Consider the following 21697-nt stretch of genomic DNA (forward strand, 5'->3'; position numbering starts at 1 on the left):
TCGCTGACTGATCGGATTCATGCCCGCCCGTGCATGGCACGGGCGGGCTCCGCCTTGTCGTGGCAAGGATGGGGCGGGTGCGCAGCGCCCTGATCGTCCTCGTCTCGCTGGTGGTGTTCGCGGCCCTGGCGCCGTGCTGGGCTCGCTGGACGGGCCATCCGCCGCAGCTGGCCTTCCCCGCGTTCGGGCTGCGGCCCGACGGAACCCCCGTCCCGCCCGGCGGCAGGTTCTGGCTGGGCGCCGACGGTCTCGGCCGCGACGTCCTGGTCAGGGCGGCCTACGCGGCGAGGACCTCCCTGCTGACGGGGTTCGCCGCGACGGCCCTGGCGACGTTCCTGGGGGTGGCGGCGGGCCTGGCCGGCGGTTTCCTGGGCGGGGCGGCCGACGCGGTCGTGGCGCGGGGCACGGAGGTGCTGCTGGCGTTCCCGTTTCTGCTGGCGGCGCTGGCCGCCGCCGTCGTGCTCGGCGGAGGCCCGCTGGTGGTGGTGCCGGTGGTGGCGGTCGCGCTGGCGGCGCCGATGGCCAGGGCGGTGCGGGCGAGGGTGCTGCACGTGCGGGAGCTGGCGTACGTGGAGGCGGCGCGGGCGCTGGGCGCCTCGCCGTGGCGGGTGATGACGGGCGAGGTCCTGCCGGCGCTGGCCGGGCCGGTCGTGGCGCTGGCGGTGCTGCTGCTGCCGGCGGCGGTGGCGGCCGAGTCGACGCTGGCCTATCTGGGGGCGGCGCAGGGAACGAGCTGGGGGGCCATGCTCGCGGACGGGCAGGAGGCCTACCGGACCGCCTGGTGGACGCTCCTGGTTCCGGGCGGCCTGCTGCTGGCCGCGACCCTGGCCTGTGCGGTGCTGGGCGATGCGCTGACCCGGCGGCTGCCGTGACGGGGTTCCTGGTCCGCCGGGCGGCGGCGGCCATCGCGGTGCTGTGGCTGGTGTCGGCGGCGGTGTTCACCCTGCTGCACGTGGTCGCACCGCATCCCGAACGGGTGATCGGCGGGCCGCGGGCGAGCGCGGAGACCCTGGCGGCCATCCGCGCCGACCTCGGCCTCGACGAGCCGCTGTTCGTGCAGTACGGCCGGTTCGCCGGCGGGCTGCTCCGCGGTGATCTCGGCCGGTCCTACCAGAGCGGGGAGCCGGTGGCGGGGATGCTGGCGGACCGGCTGCCGGTGACGGTGCTGCTCGTGGGCGGAGGCTGCGCGCTGGCGCTGCTGCTCGGGGTGGCGCTGGGGGTGGGCGGCCTGTCGCGGCCGCGGCTGGCCGACACCGTCGTGCTGGGGGTGGCGGCGACCCCGGTGTTCCTGGTCGGCCTGCTGCTGCTGGCGGCGCTGTTCGCCGGGCTCGGCGCGGCGGGCCTGCACCTGGTGGAGCCGGGGCCGCCGATGGCGGGGCACTTCTGGCGGCGGATGGCCCTCCCGTGGCTGACCCTCGGACTGGTCCTGGCCGCCTCCTACGCCCGGCTGACCCGGGTGACGCTCGCCGAGACGCTGGGCGCCGACCACGTCCGGGCGGCCCGGTCGCGCGGGGTGGCGGAGCGGCGGCTGGTGTGGCGGCACGGGCTGCGGGTCGCCGCGGTCCCGCTGGCCACCCAGCTCGGGGTCGACATGGGGGCGCTGCTGTCGGGGGCGGTCGTGGTGGAGAAGGTCTTCGGGGTGCAGGGGGCGGGGCAGCTGACCGCGCAGGCCGTCGCGGTGGGGGACGCCCCCGTGGTGCTGGGCGCGGTCCTGGCGGGGGCGTGCTGCGCGGTGGCCGCCGCGACGGTCGTGGACGTGGCCGTCGCGGCCCTGGACCCCGTGTCTCGGTTTTGGAGTCCCTCTCCTTCTTAAGGAGGGGGACGAGATCCACACTCGGGAGGGGACGTTCGCCGTGGCCGGGGGCCTAACGTGAAGGGGTGAGCGACCGCATCCGTGACCTGCGCAACTGGTCGGCCGGCCATCCGGAGGTTCTGGACGGCGCGGTCGCCGGTCTCCTGCTGGTCCTGTCGCTGATCGGCCTCGTCTTCACCCGCGATCCCGACAGCGCCTACCGGCACGCGGACGCCCTGAACGGCCTGATCGTCACCCTGATGATCCTCTCCCTGATCTGGCGGCAGCGGTTCCCGCTCGCGGTGCTGGCCTGGGTGGTGGCCGGTGAGGCCGTCCTGATGGCCCTGGACTACGGGGCGTCGGGGGAGATCTTCGCCTACCTGATCGCGGTGTACACCGTGGCGGCGCACCGGCCGCTGGCCCGTAGCGCGCTCGGCGGCGCCGCCGCCCTGGCCGCTCTCGAGATCATGATGCTGCTGGACGACCGGCAGCGCGGCGTCCTCGACATGATCAGCAACACGATCCTGTTCTGCGGGGTGTGGTGGCTCGGCCGCAGCCTGCGGCTGCGCCGCTCCTACCTGGCCGAGCTGGAGGACAGGGCGGCCCGGCTGGAGAAGGCCAGGTTCGCCGACGCCCGCGCCGCCCGGGTCGAGGAGCGGTCCCGGATCGCCCGCGAGCTGCACGACGTCGTCGCCCACCACGTGTCGGTGATGACCGTCCAGGCGGGGGCGGCCCGCCGGATCATGGCCAAGGACCCCGAGTCGGCCCGCGAGGCGATCGAGACGATCGAGCAGGTCGGTCGCACGGCGCTGAGCGAGATGCGGCGGATCGTCGGGGTGCTGCGGACCGACAGGGACGTCGAGCAGCCCGGCGCGGAGCTGGCGCCGCAGCCCGGCATGGAGGATCTGGCGGGGCTGATCGAGCAGATCCGCGAGACCGGCCTGGCGGTGCAGCTCGACGTCGACGGCGACCCCCGTAAACTCTCCACCGGGGTCGACCTGGCCGCCTACCGGCTGATCCAGGAGGCCCTCACCAACAGCCTCAAGCACGCGGGGCCGCACGCCAGGGCCTGGGTCCATCTGCGCTACACCGACCGCTCGCTGACCCTCGAGGTCGTCGACAACGGCCGTGGCGTGGCGGCCTCGATGACCGAGGATCCCGACACACCGGGCCACGGCCTGGTGGGCATGCGGGAACGCGTCGCGCTCTATGGTGGCGAGCTCCGGATCGGCCCGCGGATCGGCGGCGGGTTCGAGGTCCGGGCCCGCTTCCCCCTGGAAGTCTGAACCTTTTTCAAGAGCCCTGGAGGCCCTGTGAGCACGGCGGCGGTACGGATCCTGCTGGTGGACGACCAGCCGCTGCTGCGGACGGGGTTCAAGCTGATCCTCGAGGCGGAGCACGACCTGACGATCGTCGGAGAGGCGGGGGACGGCGCCGCGGCGGTCGAGGCGACCAGGTCGCTGATGCCCGACGTGGTGCTGATGGACATCCGGATGCCGGGGGTCGACGGGATCGAGGCCACCCGCAGGATCGTCAGGGACCGGGCTCCCGGCGCGGGCTCCCACGACCCGAAGGTGCTGATCCTCACGACCTTCGACCTGGACGAGTACGTCATCGAGGCGGTCCGGGCGGGCGCCAGCGGGTTCCTGCTGAAGGACGCCCCGCCGGAGGACCTCGTGACGGCGATCAGGATCGTCGCGAACGGCGACGCGATCGTGGCGCCGTCGGTGACCCGGAGGCTGCTCGACCGGTTCGCCACCAAGCTGCCGTCGGTCACCGACGAAGGTCCGCCGCCGGGCCTGGAGCATTTGACCGAACGCGAGCGCGAGGTCCTCAGCCAGGTCGCCAAGGGCCTGTCGAACGCCGAGATCGCCCGGGAGCTGGTCGTCAGCGAGACGACCATCAAGACCCACGTGGGCAACGTCCTGGCGAAGCTGGGGCTCCGCGACCGGGTCCAGGCCGTCGTCTACGCCTACGAGACGGGCCTGATCAGGCCCGGCGGCGTCTGAGCCGGAGGATCTTAGCGGCCGCACGGTCCTCAGGGGCGCCGCTCGGGGTTTCTCCCGGCTCGGGGTCGGGGTTCCCCTACTTCCGGGGGAGGAGATCTTCGCTCCTCCTCCTGCGGTGGGTGGAGCGCAAAGTCCCTTCCCGAGGGCGATCCGCGCACACTGATCAACTCCTACGGTTGGGGTAACTCGAATCACGTTCCCCCTGTTACCGAATCCTGGGAGTCACCCCGTGTCGCACGCCGCTCCGTATGCCGCCTCCGGAGGGGGCGAGCTCGCCGCCCGCGTCGAGAACGTCACCAAGTCCTACGGGATGGGTGACGCCGAGGTCCGGGCGCTGGACAACGTCACCGCGGGGATCCCGCGCGGCAGGTTCACCGCCATCATGGGCCCGTCCGGGTCCGGCAAGTCCACCCTGATGCACTGCATGGCGGGCCTGGACGCCGTCACCTCCGGCACCGTCTTCGTCGGTGACGTCGAGCTGTCCCGCCTGGACGACAAGCGCCTGACCCGCCTGCGCCGCGACAAGATCGGCTTCGTCTTCCAGGCGTTCAACCTGGTGCCGACCCTGACGGCGCTGGAGAACATCACGCTGCCGATGGACATCGCGGGCCGCAAGCCCGACCAGGCCTGGCTCGACAACGTCATCGACACCGTCGGCCTGCGCCCGCGCCTGAAGCACCGCCCCTCGGAGCTGTCGGGCGGCCAGCAGCAGCGCGTGGCCTGCGCCCGCGCCCTCGCCTCCCGGCCCGAGATCATCTTCGCCGACGAGCCGACCGGCAACCTGGACTCGCGGTCCGGCGCCGAGGTGCTGTCGTTCCTGCGGTCCTCGGTGCGGGAGATGGGCCAGACCATCGTCATGGTCACCCACGACCCGGCCGCCGCCGCCTACGCCGACGAGGTCATGTTCCTGCAGGACGGCCGGATCGTCGACACCATGACCGGCCCGACGGCCGAGAAGGTCCTGGAGCGCATGAAGGGCTTCGAGCTGCCGGGGGTCGTGTCCCAGTGATGACCAAGGTCACGCTCCGCAATCTCGCGGCGCACAAGCTCAGACTGGTGCTGACGGCGCTGTCGGTCATCCTGGGAGTGGCGTTCGTCGCCGGCACCCTGACCTTCACCGACACCGTCACCAAGTCCTTCGACGACCTCGTCGGCTCGTTCGGCAAGAACACTTCGGCCGTCGTCCGGGCCAAGAAAGTCCTCGAGGGCGAGGGCCAGGGCGACTTCAAGACCGGCGTGGTCATCCCGCAGGCGACGGTCGATACCGTCAGCAGGCTGGCGGGCGTCCAGACGGTCTGGCCCCAGGTGCAGGGGTACGCGGCCATCATCGACAAGGACAACAAGCTGGTCGGCGGCGGCGGTCCGCCCCAGTTCGGCCTGAACTGGACCGAGGACGGCGACCGGTCGATCACCGAGGGGCGCACCCCGAACGCGCCGTCCGAGGTCGCCCTGGACACCAAGACGGCGAAGAAGGCCGGCTACAAGCTCGGCGACCAGGTGAAGATCCAGTTCCTGGGGTCGATCCAGCCGTTCACGGTCGTCGGCATCGTCGGCGGCAACAACCTGGGCGCCACCCTCACCTACTTCGACACCGCGACGGCGCAGAAACTGCTGCTGAAGCCCGGCGAGTTCTCCTCGATCTCGGTCAAGGCCAAGGACGGGGTGAACGAGCAGCAGGTCGTCGACCAGATCAAGCCCGTCCTGCCGGCGCAGCTCGAGGCCGTCACCGGTGAGAAGATCCGGGAGGAGAACAAGCAGAGCTTCGACGAGTTCCTGAGCTTCATGCGGCCGTTCCTGCTGGCCTTCGCCTTCGTGTCGATCATCGTGGGCTCGTTCAACATCTTCAACACCTTCTCGATGCTGGTCGCCCAGCGGACCCGCGAGCTGGCCCTGCTGCGGGCGGTCGGCGCCTCCCGCCGCCAGGTCACCCGCGCCGTGCTCGGCGAGGCGGTCGCCGTCGGCCTCGTCGGCTCCACCCTGGGGCTGGGGCTGGGCCTCGGGCTCGCCGCCCTCCTGAAGACGATCTTCGGCTCGTTCGGGCTGGAGCTCGGCGGCGGCCTGTCCGTCACCCCCATGACCGTGGTCGCCGCCTACCTCGTCGGCATCGTCGTCACCTGCGTCGCGGCCTACTTCCCGGCCCGCCGCGCGGCGAAGATCCCGCCGGTGGCGGCCATGCGCGACGACGTCGGAATCCCGCAGCGGTCGCTGCGCATCAGGGCCGTGATCGGCTCGGTCGTCGCGGTGGCGGGCGCCGCCCTCATGAGCCTGGCGCTGTCGGGCAACGCGGGCAACACGCAGGAGACCCTGTCGATCCTGGGCCTCGGCGTGCTGCTGGTGTGGCTCGCCGCGGCGATGCTGGCCGCGGTCATCGGCAAGCCCGTCGTCCGCTTCCTGGCCGGCTACTACCCGAAGGTCTTCGGCGTGGCGGGCCGCATGGCCAAGGAGAACCCGGGCCGCAACCCGCGCCGCACCGCGGTCACCGCCGTCGCCCTGATGATCGGCCTGTCGCTGGTCACCACCGTCAACGTCATCGGCTCCTCGCTGAGCGCCTCGATCGCGGACACGGTCGGCAAGGAGTTCGGCGTCGACTACACGGTGGCCTCCAGCAACGCCAACGTCCCGCTGAACAAGGACCTGATCAGCCAGGTCGAGAAGCTCAAGGACGTCGACAAGGCGGTCGAGATCGGCCTGGGCACCTTCAAGTCCGGCAAGGACAACCACGGCTACGCCACCGGCAACCCCGCCGAGCTGCTGTCGGTCGTCAACAGCAAGGTCATCGCCGGGACGTCCGACACGGGCGCCGACGGCGTGCTGCTCTCCGAGGACCAGGCCGAGAGCGACAAGCTCACGGTCGGCAGCGTCTTCCCGGCGATCTTCCCCGACGGCAAGACCGAGAACCTGACGGTCAAGGGCATCTACCCCAAGAGCCAGCTCCTGGGATCCGTGGTCCTGTCGCCGGACGTGTGGAAGGCGCACACCACCGACCCGCTGCCGTTCATGGTCGCGGTGAAGACGTCCAAGGCCGGTGACGACTTCCGCAAGTCCCTGGACGCCGTCGCCAAGCCCTTCCCCGGTGTGGACGTCCAGGACCAGTCGGACCTGAAGCAGCAGGTCCAGTCGGCGCTCAACCTGGCCACCACGTTCTTCACGATGATGCTCGCCCTGTCGATCATCATCGCGGTGTTCGGCGTGATCAACACGATCGTGCTGTCGGTGACGGAGCGGACTCGCGAACTGGGCCTGCTGCGGGCGGTCGGCCTGAGCCGCCGTCAGATGCGGCGCATGGTCAGGCTGGAGTCGGTCGCCATCGCCCTGTTCGGCGGGCTGCTCGGCGTCGGCCTCGGACTCGGGTTCGGCATCGCGATTCAGCACAGCTCCGGCGACAACATGCAGGTCCTCGCGATCCCCTACTTCTGGGTGGTCTTCTGGATCGTGTTCTCGGTGGTCATCGGGATCCTCGCCTCGCTGTGGCCGGCCTGGCGCGCCGGGAAGATGGACATCCTCAAGGCCATCGCCACGCAGTGACCCTCTGAAGGAAAGGGGGGTCCGTCCTCCCCGTACGGACCTCCCCGCCACGCCCCCGGCCGCCTACCGGGGGCGTGGCCCTTCCCATTTGACCGACGCGCGGGTTTCCGTTCACCGAAGCGGAGGCATCCACCGAAGAGAAGATCTTCTCGGGAGGTGGACGATGCTCGACCAACTCGCCCGGAAATGGTGGCTGCTCGCGCTGCGCGGGGTGTTCGCCATCCTGTTCGGGATCGTCGCCTGGGTGTGGCCCGACATCACCGTCCTGGCCCTGGCGATCCTCTTCGGCGCCTACGCGCTCGTCGACGGGGCCATCGCCCTCGCCGGGGCGTTCGCCGGCGGAACCCCCGAGAAGTCACGCGGCTGGCTCGGCTTCACCGGCGTGTGCGGCATCGCCCTCGGCCTCATGGCCATGATCTGGCCCGGCGCCACCGCCTTCATCATCCTCACCGTCATCGCCGCCTGGGCGATCGTCACCGGCGTCTTCGAGATCATCGTGGCGATCATGACGCGGAACGTCGTCGAGGGCAGCTGGTGGCACGTGGCGGGCGGCGCCGTGTCCGTCCTGTTCGGCGCCGTGCTCCTGATCTGGCCGCGCGGCTCCGGCCTCGCCCTCATCTGGGTCGTCGGCCTGTTCTCCATCCTCTTCGGCATCGCCCTCGTCTTCGCCGCCTTCAAGCTCAAGAACCTCGCCGCCCGCACCGGAGCCGGTCCCCACCCGACCGGCGCCACCCCCGCCTTCTAGGCCGATGCACCTAGCGGGCGCGGGCGCCGTCCCAGGTCATCAGGTTCTGGAGGAGTTCGGCCTGCTCCACGGCGTCGTCGAGGGCGTTGTGGGTGTGGCGCCGGCCGGAGAGCAGGCCGCGGGGCATCTTGGCCTTCACCGCGTCGCGGATCTGGGTGCGGCCCCGGGCCGCGTAGAGCGACTTCATGTCCAGGCAGCGCGAGAAGCCGAACGGTGAGCCGCCCTCGGCGTACTGCACGAAATAGTGGTACATCCACATCCAGTCGAAGCCCAGCGGGTAGGCCGCGAACACCGGGAACGCCCCGGCCTCCCGGGCGACCTCGCGGACCCACGCGGCGGCGTCCGTCATGGCCTCGGCCGGATCACGGCCGTTGATCTTCAGATTCTCCCGGTCGAGCCCCGAGACGGCCAGCGCCTCCGGCTCGAAGGCGTCACTGATCGGCTTCAGCTCGGCGTAGTAGGTCTTCTCGAACGGATGCCGGTGGGTGAAGACCGCCCCGTCATAGGAACCGGCGACAGAGAACCCGAAACTGAGCATCGAATACGGGCCCGGGATCGGGCCGTCGGCCTCGATGTCACACGAGAAATAGAGATCAGGACTGGCCATGGGCCGACCGTAGCGGGGAGTGCCCGCACGCGCACACGGATTGCGGGCACACGGATCACAGATCGTCGGTCTGGTCGCGCGGCGAGGGGACCGGCTCGGCCACCACGGACTTCTCCGGCAGCGGCGGCAGCGTGCCGCCGTATTCCGGGCAGCGCGCCTTGTGATCGCACCAGTCGCAGATCCGCGACGGCCGAGGCCGCCACTCCCCGGTGTCCATCGCCCGGCGGATCGCCGACCACAGCGCCTCGACCTTCCGCTCGGTGGCCCGCAGATCGGCCTCATCGGGGGAGTACCGCAGGACCTCGCCGTTGCCCAGGTACATCAGCTGCAGCAGCCGCGGCACCCGCCCGTGGATCCGCCACAGCACCAGGGCGTAGAACTTCATCTGGAACAGCGCCCGCGCCTCGAAGTCCGCCCGCGGCGCGCTGCCGGTCTTGTAGTCGACGATCCGCACGTCACCCGAGGGGGCCACGTCCACCCGGTCGATGTAACCGCGCAGCTTCAGGCCCGTCGGCAGGACCGTCTCCACGAACAGCTCCCGGTCGGCCGGCTCGAGCCGCTGCGGATCCTCCAGCGTGAAATACCGCTCCAGCATCGTGTGCGCCTGGGCCAGCCACTCCTCCTGGGCCTGGTCCTCCGCGCCGTCGAACAGCGCCGACAGCTCCGGCTCCTCGGCGACCAGCCGCTCCCACTGCGGATCCAGCAGCGCTTGGGCCGCCTGCGGGGTCCGCTCCGCCGCAGGCAGATCGAACAGCCGTTCGAGAACGGCGTGGACCAGGGTGCCGCGGACCGCCGCGGGGCTCGGCTTCTCCGGAATCCGGTCGATCACCCGGAAGCGGTAGAGCAGCGGGCACGTCATGAAGTCGCCCGCCCGCGACGGGGACAGCGACCCGATCGCGGTGGGTGCGGCGTCCGTGGTCGTCATGCCCCGAGCGTAGGGGAAACGGCCGACAGAATCGCGCAGGAGCCCGGCGCCGGGCGGCACGGGACCGGTCTCCCGGATCAGGCCATAGCATCGGAACGTGGGGAACGCAGCGGGCCGCGGGCCGGGACTCCTGATCGGCCGGGTCCTCGGGGTCCCGGTGTACGTTTCGTGGAGCTGGCCGATCGTCGCCCTCGTGATCACCTTCGTGTTCCGCGAACCCGCCGGGCAGGTCGCCTCCGGAGCAGGAGCGGTCGCCGTGGCGTTCTCCTACGCCGTCCTGCTGTACGCCTCCGTCCTGGTCCACGAGATCAGCCACGCCGCCGTGGCCCGCGCGTTCGGCCTGCCGGTCCGGTCGATCGTCCTGCACGTCCTCGGCGGCGTCACCCAGATCGACCGGGAGTCCCGCAGCCCCGGACGGTCCTTCCTGGTCGCCGCGGCGGGCCCCGCCATGTCGCTGCTCCTGGGCCTCGCCGGCCTGGCCGTCCTGGCCCTCACCGACCTGCCGCCCGTCCCCGACCTGCTGGTCCAGGCCCTCACCGTCGCCAACCTCATCGTCGGGGTGTTCAACCTGCTGCCCGGCCTGCCCCTCGACGGCGGCTACCTGGTCCGCGCCGTCGTCTGGAAGATCACCGGCAGGGACAGGGACGGCACCATCGCCGCCGCCCACGTCGGACGCGTCCTCGCCATCGGCCTGCTCGTCGCCGGAACCTGGCTCGCCACCCGCGGCGCACCCGGCACCAACTGGATCATGGTGGCGTGGGCGGCGTTCCTCGCCTCCTTCATCTGGATCGGCGCCACCCAGGCCATCCGCGTCGAACGCGTCCGCGACCGCATCCCCCTCCTGCACGCCCGCAGGATCGGCCGCCGCGCCGTCGCCGTCCCCGGCGAGACGCCCCTCGCCCGCGCCCTGGAGATCGCCAGAGAGGCCCAGGCGGGAGCCGTCGTCATCGTCGGCCACGACGGCACCCCCACCGGCCTGGTCAGCGAGGCGGCCGTCCACGCCGTCCCCGAGGCCCGCAGTCCCTGGACGAGCGCCGCCGACGTCGCCCGCACCCTCGGCGCCGACTCCACCATCGACGCCGACCTGTCCGGCGAGGACCTCATCGTGGCCGTCCGCCGCGCCGCCGCCGGCGAGCTCCTCCTCCTCGAGACCACCGGGGAGATCTACGGCGTCCTGGCCGCCGCCGACGTCGACCGGCTCCTGAGCCGCGCCTGAGCGAGCACGCCGCGGCGCCCTCCGGAGCCCGATAACCTTGAGGGATGACCGAGAGCACCGCGGCCGAGTCCAGCGCAGCAGCAGCACAGCCCCGCACACCCCACGGCATCCTCCGGGACGGCGACCAAGTGCAGCTGACCGACCCCAAGGGCCGGATCAACACGCTGACCCTGCAGGCCGGCAAGCAGTGGCACGGTCACAAGGGCTGGATTCAGCACGACGAGATCATCGGCAGGCCCGAGGGCATCGTCGTCCGCTCCACCGGCGGCATCGACTACCTGATCTTCCGCCCGCTGCTCCAGGACTTCGCCGTCCGGATGCCGCGCGGAGCCGCCGTCGTCTACCCCAAGGACGCCGGCCAGATCGTCGCCATGGCCGACATCTTCCCCGGCGCCAAGGTCGTCGAGGCCGGAGCGGGCTCCGGCGCCCTGTCCTGCTTCCTGCTGCGGGCCGTCGGCGAGCACGGCTCCCTGTCCTCCTACGAGCGCCGCGAGGACTTCGCCGAGGTCGCCCGCAAGAACGTCGAGAAGTTCTTCGGCGGCCCCCACCCCTCCTGGAAGCTCACCGTCGGCTCCGTCGAGGACGCCATCGCCGAGACCGAGGTCGACCGGATCGTCCTGGACATGCTCGCCCCGTGGGAGTGCCTGGACGCCATGGCCAAGGCCCTCGTGCCCGGCGGCCTCATCTGCTGCTACGTCGCCACGACCACCCAGATGTCGCGCGTCGTCGAGGGACTGCGCGAGCAGGGCTCCTTCGCCGAGCCGTACGCCTTCGAGACGCTCGTGCGCTCCTGGCACGTCGAGGGCCTCGCCGTACGCCCCGACCACAGGATGATCGGCCACACGGGCTTCCTGGTGACCGCCAGGCGCCTCGCCGACGGCGTCACCCCGCCGTTGCGCAGGCGCCGTCCGGCTAAGGGCGCCTACCCCGAAACGGCCCCGGCCGAACTCACTCCGGGTAATGACAATACTGTCGTAACCACTCCGCCCGACGTTACAGAAAGCGAATCCCTCATCGGTTCGCCTGAGGCGTAACCGTCTCGCCACCTGGACGACACGCCGGGTTTTTTCTGTTTCATTGACGTTTCTCTGAAGCTCAACAAGCGGTCTGACCTGGAGGTATCACTCTTCGTATGTGGTCATCTACAGAACGCAAACACAATAGTCAGGTTACGGACCGCGGCCAGATAGGTAAGGTCTCAGTAGGTCGTCGGCTCTTCGTGAGGAGGTGACGGGGCGTGGCCGCTCGTGATGACGCCGCAGGGCGAAAAGCGCATGACAAGGAGGTTCGTGACCTCCAGACGCAGCTCTCTTTCCTGGAGGAAGAGATCTCCGTTTTGCGCAGGAAGCTCGCGGAATCCCCCCGCCAGACGCGGGTGCTCGAGGAGCGCCTGCACGAGGCACAAGCAAACCTGGCCGCCGTGACAGGCCAGAACGAGCGACTCGTGTCCACACTCAGAGAGGCACGAGAGCAGATCATCGCTCTCAAGGAAGAAGTCGACCGGCTGGCGCAACCGCCATCCGGATACGGCATCTTCCTGGACGCCCGCGAGGATGGCACGGTCGACATCTTCACCGGAGGACGCAAACTCCGCGTGAACGTCAGTCCGGCAGTGGAGATCGAAGATCTCCGACCCGGCCAGGAAGTGATGCTCAACGAGGCCCTCAACGTCGTCGAGGCCCTCGAATTCGAGCAACAAGGCGAAGTCGTGTCCCTCAAGGAAGTGTTCGCCGACGGCGAACGCGCCCTCGTCGTGGCACACGCCGACGAAGAACGCATCGTCAAGCTGGCCGAACCACTGCGCGGCATGCAACTGCGCCCCGGCGACAGCCTCATGCTCGACACGCGCTCCGGATACGCCTACGAGAAGATCCACAAGGCCGAAGTCGAAGAACTCGTCCTCGAGGAAGTCCCCGACATCTCCTACGAGGAGATCGGCGGACTCGGCTCCCAGATCGAAATGATCCGCGACGCGGTCGAACTTCCCTACCTGCACGCCGACCTGTTCCGAGAGCACAAACTCCGCCCCCCCAAGGGCGTCCTGCTCTACGGACCTCCCGGCTGCGGCAAGACCCTCATCGCCAAGGCCGTCGCCAACAGCCTCGCCAAGAAGGTCGCCGCCAAGACAGGACAGGAAGGCAAGTCCTTCTTCCTCAACATCAAGGGCCCCGAACTCCTCAACAAATACGTCGGCGAAACCGAACGCCACATCCGCCTGGTCTTCCAGCGGGCACGCGAAAAGGCCTCCGCCGGCACCCCCGTCATCGTCTTCTTCGACGAGATGGACTCGATCTTCCGGACCCGCGGATCCGGCGTCTCCTCAGACGTCGAGAACACGATCGTCCCCCAGCTCCTCTCGGAGATCGACGGCGTCGAAGGGCTCGAGAACGTCATCGTGATCGGCGCGTCCAACCGCGAAGACATGATCGACCCCGCCATCCTGCGACCTGGCCGCCTCGACGTCAAAATCAAGATCGAACGACCCGACGCCGAAGCAGCCAGGGACATCTTCAGCAAGTACCTCATCACCGGTCTGCCCCTGCACCCCGACGACGTCAAGGAACACAGCGGAGACGGCCAGCAGACCGTCGAAGCCATGATCCAAGCCACCGTCGAACGCATGTACACCGAAACGGAAGAGAACCGCTTCCTCGAGGTCACCTACGCCAACGGCGACAAAGAAGTCCTCTACTTCAAGGACTTCAACTCCGGCGCGATGATCCAGAACATCGTCGACCGCGCCAAGAAGATGGCCATCAAGCAGTTCCTCGACACCGGGCAGAAGGGCCTCCGCGTCCAGCACCTCCTCGACGCCTGCGTCGACGAGTTCCACGAGAACGAAGACCTGCCCAACACCACCAACCCCGACGACTGGGCCCGCATCTCCGGCAAGAAGGGCGAACGGATCGTCTACATCCGCACCCTCGTCTCCGGAAAGACCGGCGCAGAAGCCGGGCGCTCCATCGACACCGTCGCCAACACAGGCCAATACCTGTAACAACGACACCAGCGACACAACACGGAGGCGGGCACCCACGGGTGCCCGCCTCCCCGCCGTTCACACATCTGCAACCTTTAACGGCCAAGATCTTGGAGCCGGTCGCCGAGTTCGCCCGCAACCACACTAGGCTCGGACACATGAGCGTTCGGCGGGTCATGGGAACAGAGACCGAATACGGCATCTCCGTACCAGGTCAGCCCGGGGCCAACGCGATGGTGACCTCCAGCCAGGTCGTCAACGCGTACCTCGCGGCATCAGCGGCACGGGCAAGAAGAGCAAGGTGGGACTTCGAAGAGGAGAACCCCCTACGCGACGCCAGAGGCTTCGACCTGGCCCGCGAAGTAGCCGACCCCACCCAACTCACCGACGAAGACCTCGGCCTCGCCAACGTCATCCTCACCAACGGCGCACGCCTCTACGTCGACCACGCCCACCCCGAATACTCCACCCCCGAGGTCACCAACCCCCGCGACTGCGTCCTCTGGGACAAAGCCGGAGAACGCGTCATGGCCGACGCCGCACGCCGCGCCGCCCTCGTCCCCGGCACCCACCCCATCCAGCTCTACAAGAACAACACCGACAACAAGGGCGCCAGCTACGGCTGCCACGAGAACTACCTGATGAAACGGGAAACCCCCTTCTCCGAAATCGTCAGGCACCTCACCCCCTTCTTCGTCACCCGCCAGGTCGTCTGCGGAGCAGGCCGCGTCGGCATCGGCGTCGACGGACGCGGCGACGGCTTCCAGATCAGCCAGCGCGCCGACTTCTTCGAAGTCGAAGTCGGACTCGAGACCACCCTCAAACGCCCCATCATCAACACCCGCGACGAACCCCACGCCGACCCCGAGAAATACCGGCGCCTCCACGTCATCATCGGCGACGCCAACATGAGCGAGATCTCCACCTACCTCAAGAACGGCACCACCGCCCTCGTCCTCGCCATGATCGAAGACGGCTTCCTCACCGCCGACCTCTCCGTCGACATGCCCGTCGCCTCACTGCGCGCCATTTCCCACGACCCCACCTGCAAGCACATCATCACCCTCAGGGACGGCCGCAAGATGACCGCCGTCCAGCTCCAGATGGAATACCTCGAACAGTCCCGCAAATACGTCGAGGACAAATTCGGCGCCGACGTCGACGAAATGACCAAGGACGTCCTCGACCGCTGGGAATCCGTCCTCAACCGCCTCGCCGTCGACCCCATGCAGCTCTCCCGCGAACTCGACTGGGTCGCCAAACTCGAACTCCTCGAGGGCTACCGCAAACGCGACGACCTCGACTGGTCCCACGCACGCCTGCAGCTCGTCGACCTCCAGTACAGCGACATCCGCCCCGAGAAGGGCCTCTACAACCGGCTCGTCTCCCGCGGACGCATGGAACGCATCCTCACCGAGGCCGAGATCCAGCGCGCCATCGAGACCCCGCCCGAGGACACCCGCGCCTACTTCCGCGGCCGCTGCCTCGCCCAGTACGCCGACAACGTCGCCGCCGCCTCCTGGGACTCCGTCATCTTCGACGTCCCCGGCCGCGAATCCCTCCAGCGCGTCCCCACCCTGGAACCCCTGCGCGGCACCAAGGCCCACGTCGGAGCACTCCTGGACCGCTGCCGCACCGCCGCCGACCTCGTGGCCGTCCTCGCCGGCGAGGGCTGACCACCCGCTTCGACCCCGAGGGGCTCACACGGGCACGCCGTGTGAGCCCCTCAGCACGTCTCAGAGCCTTTAACGGCCCTTGACCCGTACCAGGCCACCCCCGACGGCCCCGCGACCGCTGGGACGCCATGAGCCACGTGGGCATTTTGCCCGTTTCAACACCGCCCGTGGCGGCGATAACCGCACTGACCGGACCGGTTCTCCGCCCAGGGCGGAACGCCTCATAACGTTCCCCCGAGGGCGCAGCAGCCCCAGGTAGGGTCGCCGTAACACGGCACGTACGGGAGGAGCCCCCAATGGCCACGAAGGACACCGGCGGTCAGAAGCAGACGACCCGCCAGACCGAAGAGGTCGAGGAGACCACCACCGAGTCCTCCTCCGACGTCCAAGAGCGCCACGACAAACTGTCCGACGATGTCGACGCAATTTTGGATGAGATTGATGAGGTCCTAGAGGAGAACGCCGAGGAGTTTATCCGGAGTTATGTGCAAAAGGGTGGACAATAGGCTTATGTCCGATTCGCTCTCGGGTCCTGCTTGAGGGGCGATTCCTGAAGGGCTGTCGTCAATTCTCGGAGAATTGGTGACAGTCCTTTTGCGTGCCGATTATCATCCTGGTCATGGACGAGAATGTGCTCGAGAAGAGCTGCCCCAGGTGTGGCGAGACCAAGCCCGTCAAGGCCTTTGGCGTCAACCGGGCGAGAAGCGACGGCTTCGGTCGCTGCTGCAAGCCCTGCACGATGCAGCGTGCCCAGGAGAACTACCGAATACGGATGGCCCGTGAGGGCAGGCAGGTGCGTGAGAGCATCCCGCTTCCGGAGGGCGCGGAAGGGTGCAAGCGGTGCCCCGACTGCGAGCGGGTGAAACCGTTTGAAGAATTCAGGAAGAACAAGGCCAGGCATGACGGGCTCGCGTTCTACTGCAAGGAATGCTTCCGGCGGCGTGACAAGGCCGGTCACAAGGCTCGTGAGGAAGCGAAGGGAAGATCGGTTCGAGAACGGGTCGACTCCCCGCCGGGTCACAAGTGGTGCAATGGGTGCAAGGAGATCAAGCCGTTTGCGGAATGGCATCGGGCGAAGAGCTCGACCGACGGCTATGCCTCCGCCTGCAAGGAGTGCCGGAAGTCGCGCAACGCGCGGGACTGGCTGAAGCGCGCCTATGGGCTCACGCCGGAAGGGGTCGCGGCGATGATCGAAAGCCAGGGCGGGCTGTGCGCGCTGTGCGGGGTGAAGGCGGCCGAGCATGTCGATCACGATCATCGGACCGGGAAGGTGCGGGGGGTGCTGTGCTTCACGTGCAATGTCGCGTTGGGGCAGTTGAAGGACGACGCAGGGATGCTGCTGAAGGCGATCGCCTATCTGCAGGCGCACGGGACGCTCGATGATCTCGAGGTTCCGATCTTCGTGAGGGTGGCGGGGACGGACTGGGCGCTGGATCTGTAGGTCACGATTCGGTGGTGGGTGAGGGGAGGTCGTTGCGGAGGGTTCGCCGTGGGCTTAGCCGGGGAAGATCTCGCGGCATGCGGAGCAGGCCGAAATGTCAGTAGGGTCGAGGCAGGTTCTACCGGCGTGCTGGGGAAGGAGTCGCATGGGGTTCGAGCCGATCAGCGGTGGTTTCCCGGGGGTGTTCGCGAACCCGGGGTCTTCGTTCGCGGAGGTGCTGGGGGCGTTCAGCCCTGAGTCGCTTCCCGGGGGGAGGGGTGTGGTGGGTGACGCGGAGAAGCTGAACCTGGCGCACGCGACGACGATCGTGGCGGTGACGTTCCCGGGCGGTGTGATCATGGCGGGTGACCGTCGGGCCACGGCGGGCAACGTGATCGCTCAGCGGGACATCGAGAAGGTGTTCCCGGCGGACGAGTACTCGGCGGTGGCGATCGCGGGTACGGCGGGCATCGGTCTTGAGATGACCCGGCTGTTCCAGGTCGAGCTGGAGCACTACGAGAAGATGGAAGGCCGGATCATGTCGCTGGAGGGGAAGGCGAACAGGCTCGCCACCCTCATCAGGGGCAATCTGGGCATGGCGATGCAGGGGCTCGTGGTCGTGCCGCTGTTCGCCGGGTACGACCTGCAGAAGAGCATCGGGCGGATCTTCTCCTACGATGCCGCGGGCGGGAAGTACGAGGAGCACGACTACCACTCGATCGGGTCGGGCTCGGTGTTCGCGCGGGGCGCGATGAAGAAGCTGTGGCGGCCTGATCTGTCGGTGGAGGACGCGGCGGTCGTGTGCGTCCAGGCGCTGTACGACGCGGCGGACGATGACTCGGCGACGGGTGGTCCCGACCTGACGCGGAAGATCTTCCCGGTGGTCGCCGCGATCACCGATGACGGGTTCCGGCGGCTGCCGGAGGCCGAGGTGGGTGCTCTGGCCGAGGCCGTGGTGGCGGCGCGGTACACGTCGCCGGGCGGCCCGAACGCCCCCCTGCGTTAGTCCGGTCGGCTCGAAGAGAGGGACGAGAAGCGATGTCGATGCCGTTCTACGTACCGGCCGAGCAGCAGATGAAGGACCGCGCGGATTATGCGCGGAAGGGCATCGCTCGGGGCCGGAGCGTCGTGGTCCTGCAGTATGACGATGGGATTCTGTTCGTGGCGGACAATCCGTCGCGGGCGCTGCACAAGATCTCGGAGATTTATGACCGGATTGCTTTCGCGGCGGTCGGGAAGTACAACGAGTTCGAGGCGTTGCGTCTGCAGGGTGTCCGGTATGCGGATGTGAACGGTTACATGTACGACCGTTCGGATGTGACGGCTCGTGGTCTGGCGAACGCGTATGCGCAGGCGCTGGGGAACATCTTCACGGATTCGTCGAAGCCGTTCGAGGTGGAGCTGGTGGTCGCCGAGGTGGGTTCTTCGGTGGACGAGGATCAGATCTATCGGCTGACGTTCGATGGTTCCGTGGCGGATGAGCACGGGTATGTGGCGATGGGTGGTGCCGCGGACGCGGTGGCGACGGCGTTGAAGGAGCGTTACCGGGAGGGCGAGTCTCTGTCGGAGGCGCTTCAGGTGGCTGTTCACGCGTTGCAGCAGCAGGACGCGGATCGGGTGCTGGAGTCGTCGAAGCTGGAGGTGGCGGTGCTGGATCGGACGCGGGAGCGGCGGTTGTTCCGCCGGCTTCCGGCGTCGCGGATCGATGCGCTGCTGTCGCAGCCGGCGGCGGTGGAGGCGGGGTCGGTGGATGATCTGCCGCCGCTTGATGAGGGGTCGGCGGGGTAGGGGTTTCCGCGGCATCTGACGTGGTGTCGCGGGGTCGCTCCGGACGGTGATTCGTCGTCCGGGGCGGCCCCGTTGTGCGTGGAGAGCGACGTGTCCTGTACGTCTGGTGAGAATGCGGGGTTCAGGCACTGCCATTCGGGGGCTGGGGCGGATAGGTTCTTGGTGTGGACAGGCGCATTTTCGGGCTCGAGAACGAGTACGGGGTCACCTGCACCTTCCGCGGGCAGCGGCGGTTGTCACCTGATGAGGTGGCCCGTTATCTGTTCCGCAGGGTGGTGTCGTGGGGCCGGAGCAGCAACGTGTTCCTGAGGAACGGGGCGCGGCTCTATCTGGACGTCGGAAGTCATCCTGAGTATGCGACGCCTGAGTGCGACAGCGTGGTCGATCTGGTCACGCACGACAAGGCGGGTGAACGGATCCTCGAGGGTCTTCTGGTGGACGCTGAGCGGCGTCTTCGTGAGGAGGGTATCGCCGGGGACATTTATCTGTTCAAGAACAACACGGACAGTGCGGGCAATTCGTATGGCTGTCATGAGAACTATCTGGTGGGTCGGCATGGTGAGTTCGGAAGGCTCGCCGATGTGCTGATTCCTTATCTCGTCACGCGGCAGATCATCTGTGGGGCGGGGAAGGTGCTGCAGACTCCGCGTGGTGCGGTGTACTGCGTGTCGCAGCGGGCGGAGCACATCTGGGAGGGTGTGTCGAGCGCTACGACGAGGTCGCGGCCGATCATCAACACGCGGGATGAGCCGCATGCGGATGCGGAGCGGTTCCGGCGGCTGCATGTGATCGTCGGTGACTCGAACATGTCGGAGACGACGATGCTGCTGAAGGTCGGCGCGACCGACCTGGTGCTGCGGATGATCGAGGCCGGGGTCGTGATGCGGGATCTGACGCTGGAGAACCCGATCCGGGCGATCCGTGAGGTGTCGCATGACATGACGGGCCGCCGGAAGGTCCGGCTGGCCAACGGTCGTGAGGCGTCGTCTCTGGAGATCCAGCGGGAGTACTTCTCGAAGGCGAAGGACTTCATGGATCGCAGGGGTGCGGATCCGACGGTTCAGCGGGTGCTGGAGCTGTGGGAGCGGACTCTGAACGCGGTGGAGTCGGGGAATCTGGACGATGTGGCCCGGGAGATCGACTGGGTGACGAAGTACCAGCTGATCGAGCGGTACCGGAAGAAGTACGATCTGCCGCTGTCGAGTCCCCGGGTGGCTCAGCTGGATCTGGCCTACCACGATGTTCATCGCAATCGTGGGCTGTACTACCTGCTGGAGAAGCGGGGGGCGGTGGAGCGGGTGAGCCAGGATCTGGCGATCTTCGAGGCGAAGTCGGTGCCGCCGCAGACGACCCGGGCGCGGTTGCGCGGGGAGTTCATCAAGAAGGCTCAGGAGAAGCGCCGTGATTTCACGGTGGACTGGGTGCATCTGAAGCTGAACGATCAGGCGCAGCGGACGGTGCTGTGCAAGGACCCGTTCCGGAGTGTGGATGAGAGGGTCGACAAGCTGATCGCGGGCATGTAGGCGTTCGGCCGGGCGGTGGGGTGTTCTTCGGGCACCGTGCCGCCCGGCCGTTCTTCATGGGGCGGGTGTGGTGGCGGTGAAGCGGTACTGGTGGGCGTTGGTGCGGGTGATGACGGGGGTGGTGAAGCCGGCGGTGTGGAGGCGGTGGGGGAGGGTGTCGGGGTCGAGGGGGACGTAGGTGTCGTCGGTGTGGCCTCGGCGGATGGGTTCGGTGTCGAGGGCTTCGATGCCGAGGAGGGTGGCGCCGGGGCGCAGGAGGGTGGCGAGGCGGGCGAGGAGGCGGTCCTGGGCTTGGGGTGATTCCATGTGGTGGAGCATGGAGAGGCAGAGGGCGGAGGTGTAGCGGAGGGGCGGGAGTTCGGTGGTGAGGGCGTCGCCGTGGATGATGTGGGCGGTGGTGGGGTGGAGCCGCCGGGTGAGGGCGGCGGCGAGGTCGGGGTCGACTTCGACGGCGGTGAGCCGGGGCGTGAGGTCGAGGAGGAGGTCGGTGGTGAGTCCGGGTCCCGGTCCGATTTCGAGGACGTCGTCGCCGAGGTCGTTGGCGCGCAGCCAGGGGAGGACCTCGGTGCGGAGGGCGGCGGCCCAGGCGGGGCTGGACAGGTGCTCCAGGTGGGCGGAGTTCATGACATCCATGGATATCGGGGGGCGGGGGTGACCGGCTCCGCGGAATCGGTCGGGGATGTGCCTTGTGCGGCCATGGCGCGGCTGGTGGAGTTGCGGGGTGGCGGGGGGATGCCGACGGGGTCGTTCGGGTTCGAGGGTGATCTTCGGCGGGCGGCGTGGCATGTGCATGATCTGCATCAGCTGGAGTACGCCTTCGAGGGCGTGGTGGATGTGGAGACGGAGGCGGCGCGGTATCGCCTGCCGTCGCGTCTGGCGGTGTGGATTCCGGCGGGTCTGCCGCATGTGAGCACGTTCCGTGAGGCCAGGACGGTGTCGGTGTTCTTCGATCCGGTGCTGGTGCGGGAGACGGGGCGGCGGGCGCGGGTGCTGCCGGTGGATCCGCTGCTGCGGGAGATGATCGTTTATGCGGCGCGGTGGCCCGTCGGGCGGTGGTCGGGTGATCAGACCGGGGACGCGTTCTTGGAGGCGCTGGCTCATCTGGTGGTGGAGCGGCTGGATGAGGAGCGTCCGTTCGCGCTTCCGAACAGTGCGGATCCGCTGGTGCGGGCGGTGATGGGGTACACCGACGCGCATCTGGGCTCGGTGACGCTGGCGGGGGTGTGCCGGGCGGTGGCGGTCTCGGAGCGGACTCTGCGCCGGCGTTTCCAGGCGGAGACGGGGATGACGTGGCGGCGTTATCTGCTGCACAGCCGTCTGCTGCGGGCGATCACGTTGCTCAGCGGCACGGATCGGACGGTGCTGGCGATAGCGACGGAGGTCGGGTTCGACAGCCCGAGTGCGTTCACGCGTGCTTTCGCCGCCCATACCGGGCAGACCCCGGCCGTGTTCCGCCGGGGTCGGGGTCGGCCGCGGTAGGGCGGCGGCCGT

20 protein-coding genes are annotated in these 21697 nt (G+C 68.6%); 17 read left to right on the plus strand and 3 right to left on the minus strand.

Going from position 1 to position 21697, the window contains the following annotated elements; genetic code table 11:
- The first annotated feature begins 77 nt into the window (after positions 1-77).
- The 7 genes from ABD785_RS09210 to ABD785_RS09240 all read left to right on the plus strand — a co-directional run bounded on the left by ABD785_RS09210 (position 78) and on the right by ABD785_RS09240 (position 8071).
- Complete coding sequence (locus tag ABD785_RS09210) at positions 78-872, plus strand: ABC transporter permease (protein ID WP_344824696.1); 795 nt, start codon at positions 78-80, stop codon at positions 870-872.
- Positions 869-1813 carry an ABC transporter permease gene (locus ABD785_RS09215; RefSeq protein ID WP_344824699.1) on the plus strand — a complete coding sequence of 315 codons (945 nt, stop codon included), beginning with the start codon at positions 869-871 and terminating at the stop codon, positions 1811-1813. The genes ABD785_RS09210 and ABD785_RS09215 overlap by 4 nt, the downstream gene beginning before the upstream one ends.
- A gap of 65 nt (positions 1814-1878) precedes the next feature.
- Positions 1879-3078 (plus strand): sensor histidine kinase, encoded by a 1200-nt coding sequence (locus ABD785_RS09220; RefSeq protein ID WP_344824702.1) that lies wholly within the window; start codon positions 1879-1881, stop codon positions 3076-3078.
- Between the two features lie 27 nt (positions 3079-3105).
- Positions 3106-3801 (plus strand): response regulator, encoded by a 696-nt coding sequence (locus ABD785_RS09225; protein WP_344824705.1) that lies wholly within the window; start codon positions 3106-3108, stop codon positions 3799-3801.
- 310 nt (positions 3802-4111) lie between these two features.
- Positions 4112-4810, plus strand: a complete 699-nt coding sequence (locus ABD785_RS09230; protein WP_344825622.1) for an ABC transporter ATP-binding protein — start codon at positions 4112-4114, stop codon at positions 4808-4810.
- Positions 4810-7326: an ABC transporter permease gene (locus tag ABD785_RS09235; protein WP_344824709.1), complete on the plus strand. Its 2517-nt coding sequence runs from the start codon at positions 4810-4812 to the stop codon at positions 7324-7326. The genes ABD785_RS09230 and ABD785_RS09235 overlap by 1 nt, the downstream gene beginning before the upstream one ends.
- Positions 7327-7489: 163 nt before the next feature.
- Positions 7490-8071 carry an HdeD family acid-resistance protein gene (locus ABD785_RS09240; protein WP_344824712.1) on the plus strand — a complete coding sequence of 194 codons (582 nt, stop codon included), beginning with the start codon at positions 7490-7492 and terminating at the stop codon, positions 8069-8071.
- Positions 8072-8081: 10 nt separating this feature from the next.
- Here ABD785_RS09240 and ABD785_RS09245 read toward each other — a convergent pair whose 3' ends face one another.
- Positions 8082-8678 carry an exonuclease gene (locus ABD785_RS09245; RefSeq protein ID WP_344824715.1) on the minus strand — a complete coding sequence of 199 codons (597 nt, stop codon included), beginning with the start codon at positions 8676-8678 and terminating at the stop codon, positions 8082-8084.
- Between the two features lie 55 nt (positions 8679-8733).
- A complete protein-coding gene (locus ABD785_RS09250; RefSeq protein WP_344824718.1) occupies positions 8734-9603 on the minus strand; it encodes a RecB family exonuclease in 870 nt (289 codons plus the stop codon).
- A gap of 97 nt (positions 9604-9700) precedes the next feature.
- Here ABD785_RS09250 and ABD785_RS09255 point away from each other — a divergent pair, with 97 nt between their 5' ends.
- The 9 genes from ABD785_RS09255 (at position 9701) to pafA (ending at position 20206) form a co-directional block, all read left to right on the plus strand.
- Positions 9701-10819, plus strand: coding sequence for a site-2 protease family protein (locus tag ABD785_RS09255; RefSeq protein ID WP_344824721.1), 1119 nt, complete (start codon positions 9701-9703; stop codon positions 10817-10819).
- A gap of 44 nt (positions 10820-10863) precedes the next feature.
- The gene (locus ABD785_RS09260) at positions 10864-11853 is read left to right on the plus strand and encodes a tRNA (adenine-N1)-methyltransferase (RefSeq protein WP_344824724.1); all 990 of its coding nucleotides are present in this window, start codon (positions 10864-10866) and stop codon (positions 11851-11853) included.
- 203 nt (positions 11854-12056) lie between these two features.
- Complete coding sequence (gene arc / locus ABD785_RS09265) at positions 12057-13817, plus strand: proteasome ATPase (RefSeq protein ID WP_344824727.1); 1761 nt, start codon at positions 12057-12059, stop codon at positions 13815-13817.
- Positions 13818-13957: 140 nt separating this feature from the next.
- The gene (gene dop, locus ABD785_RS09270; RefSeq protein WP_344824730.1) at positions 13958-15475 is read left to right on the plus strand and encodes a depupylase/deamidase Dop; all 1518 of its coding nucleotides are present in this window, start codon (positions 13958-13960) and stop codon (positions 15473-15475) included.
- A gap of 296 nt (positions 15476-15771) precedes the next feature.
- Complete coding sequence (locus tag ABD785_RS09275) at positions 15772-15981, plus strand: ubiquitin-like protein Pup (protein ID WP_344824733.1); 210 nt, start codon at positions 15772-15774, stop codon at positions 15979-15981.
- Between the two features lie 113 nt (positions 15982-16094).
- Entirely contained in the window at positions 16095-16916 is an 822-nt protein-coding gene (locus ABD785_RS09280; RefSeq protein ID WP_344824736.1) for an endonuclease VII domain-containing protein, read from the plus strand.
- Between the two features lie 145 nt (positions 16917-17061).
- On the plus strand, positions 17062-17901 hold the full coding sequence (prcB, locus tag ABD785_RS09285) for a proteasome subunit beta (protein WP_344824739.1): 840 nt from the start codon (positions 17062-17064) through the stop codon (positions 17899-17901).
- Positions 17902-17939: 38 nt separating this feature from the next.
- On the plus strand, positions 17940-18683 hold the full coding sequence (gene prcA, locus ABD785_RS09290; RefSeq protein ID WP_344825624.1) for a proteasome subunit alpha: 744 nt from the start codon (positions 17940-17942) through the stop codon (positions 18681-18683).
- Positions 18684-18847: 164 nt separating this feature from the next.
- Positions 18848-20206 carry a Pup--protein ligase gene (gene pafA, locus ABD785_RS09295; RefSeq protein ID WP_344824742.1) on the plus strand — a complete coding sequence of 453 codons (1359 nt, stop codon included), beginning with the start codon at positions 18848-18850 and terminating at the stop codon, positions 20204-20206.
- Positions 20207-20260: 54 nt separating this feature from the next.
- On the opposite strand, the gene ABD785_RS09300 is transcribed toward pafA, so the two are convergent.
- On the minus strand, positions 20261-20830 hold the full coding sequence (locus tag ABD785_RS09300) for an rRNA adenine N-6-methyltransferase family protein (RefSeq protein ID WP_344824745.1): 570 nt from the start codon (positions 20828-20830) through the stop codon (positions 20261-20263).
- 72 nt (positions 20831-20902) lie between these two features.
- On the opposite strand from ABD785_RS09300, the gene ABD785_RS09305 reads away from it, so the two are divergent.
- Positions 20903-21685, plus strand: a complete 783-nt coding sequence (locus ABD785_RS09305; protein WP_344824748.1) for a helix-turn-helix transcriptional regulator — start codon at positions 20903-20905, stop codon at positions 21683-21685.
- The last annotated feature ends 12 nt before the right edge of the window (positions 21686-21697 follow it).

Source organism: Actinocorallia longicatena (genome assembly GCF_039534125.1).
Lineage (GTDB): Bacteria > Actinomycetota > Actinomycetes > Streptosporangiales > Streptosporangiaceae > Actinocorallia > Actinocorallia longicatena.

Coding starts and splice junctions, on each gene's coding strand:
- ABD785_RS09230 (WP_344825622.1), top strand. CDS start 4,112: ATGGGTGACGCCGAGGTCCGGGCGCTGGACAACGTCACCGCGGGGATC.
- ABD785_RS09235 (WP_344824709.1), top strand. CDS start 4,810: ATGACCAAGGTCACGCTCCGCAATCTCGCGGCGCACAAGCTCAGACTG.
- ABD785_RS09240 (WP_344824712.1), top strand. CDS start 7,490: ATGCTCGACCAACTCGCCCGGAAATGGTGGCTGCTCGCGCTGCGCGGG.
- ABD785_RS09245 (WP_344824715.1), bottom strand. CDS start 8,678: ATGGCCAGTCCTGATCTCTATTTCTCGTGTGACATCGAGGCCGACGGC.
- ABD785_RS09250 (WP_344824718.1), bottom strand. CDS start 9,603: ATGACGACCACGGACGCCGCACCCACCGCGATCGGGTCGCTGTCCCCG.
- ABD785_RS09260 (WP_344824724.1), top strand. CDS start 10,864: ATGACCGAGAGCACCGCGGCCGAGTCCAGCGCAGCAGCAGCACAGCCC.
- dop (WP_344824730.1), top strand. CDS start 13,958: ATGAGCGTTCGGCGGGTCATGGGAACAGAGACCGAATACGGCATCTCC.
- ABD785_RS09275 (WP_344824733.1), top strand. CDS start 15,772: ATGGCCACGAAGGACACCGGCGGTCAGAAGCAGACGACCCGCCAGACC.
- ABD785_RS09280 (WP_344824736.1), top strand. CDS start 16,095: ATGGACGAGAATGTGCTCGAGAAGAGCTGCCCCAGGTGTGGCGAGACC.
- prcB (WP_344824739.1), top strand. CDS start 17,062: ATGGGGTTCGAGCCGATCAGCGGTGGTTTCCCGGGGGTGTTCGCGAAC.
- prcA (WP_344825624.1), top strand. CDS start 17,940: ATGCCGTTCTACGTACCGGCCGAGCAGCAGATGAAGGACCGCGCGGAT.
- ABD785_RS09300 (WP_344824745.1), bottom strand. CDS start 20,830: ATGAACTCCGCCCACCTGGAGCACCTGTCCAGCCCCGCCTGGGCCGCC.
- ABD785_RS09305 (WP_344824748.1), top strand. CDS start 20,903: ATGGCGCGGCTGGTGGAGTTGCGGGGTGGCGGGGGGATGCCGACGGGG.